Source organism: Vibrio sp. 2130-1 (genome assembly GCF_033339515.1).
Genome location: NZ_JAWOUT010000133.1, coordinates 1 through 891, shown reverse-complemented (window position 1 = coordinate 891; position 891 = coordinate 1). Strand labels below are relative to the sequence as shown.

Below are 891 nucleotides of genomic sequence, written 5' to 3'. Positions count from 1 at the left end.
AGGATGAGAGACCAACGGTTTGTTCCGCAGAATCAACTTCTGTTGAAGCAAAACGCAACAGACCTGCAATTTTCTCTTTGTTCGCAAAGTCTTCCGCTGGGCCTTCTTTCAACACTAGGCCAAACTCTTTCCAGAATGATTGGTATTTTTCTTCATCATTCTTCGCCATGCGCTCAAGCATAGTCAGTACACGTTTCGTGCATGCATTGCGTAGCGACTGAGTCACTTTGTTGTCTTGTAGAATTTCACGCGAAACGTTGAGTGGCAGATCGTTTGAATCAATCAAGCCACGTACGAAACGCAGGTAAGACGGCATAAACTGTTCAGCATCATCCATAATGAACACACGTTGCACGTACAGTTTCAGACCTGACTTATGATCACGATTCATCATATCCCATGGCGCTTTCGATGGGATGTAAAGTAGGCTAGTGTAGTCGTTTTTACCTTCTACGCGGTTGTGGCTCCACACCAATGGATCAGCGAAATCGTGTGAAACGTGTTTGTAGAATTCTTGGTATTCTTCATCTGAGATATCTGCTTTATTACGCGTCCACAACGCTTGAGCTTTGTTGATTTGCTCCCACTTCTTCTCATCTGTCTCTTTACCGTCTTCATCACGCACTACAGTTTGGATAGAAACAGGAATGCCGATGTGATCCGAGTACTTGCTGATGACATCGCGCAGACGCCATTCATTTAAGAACTCTTTACCTTCGTCACGCATGTGAAGAATGATGTCGGTACCACGAGATTCTTTAGTGATGTTTTCAATGGTGTACTCACCCTCGCCCGCAGAATGCCATTGCACAGCTTCATCTGCTGGCAAACCTGCTGCACGAGTGCGCACGGTCACCGCATCAGCAACGATAAATGCAGAGTAGAAACCAA

The 891-nt window shown here is 45.6% G+C and carries 1 protein-coding gene; it reads right to left on the bottom strand.

The genetic code is table 11. The annotated features are described in order from the left end of the window. Positions 1 to 891 (bottom strand): molecular chaperone HtpG (gene htpG / locus R7Q09_RS24705; RefSeq protein ID WP_318143767.1); only part of this gene is annotated, 891 nt, incomplete at both ends.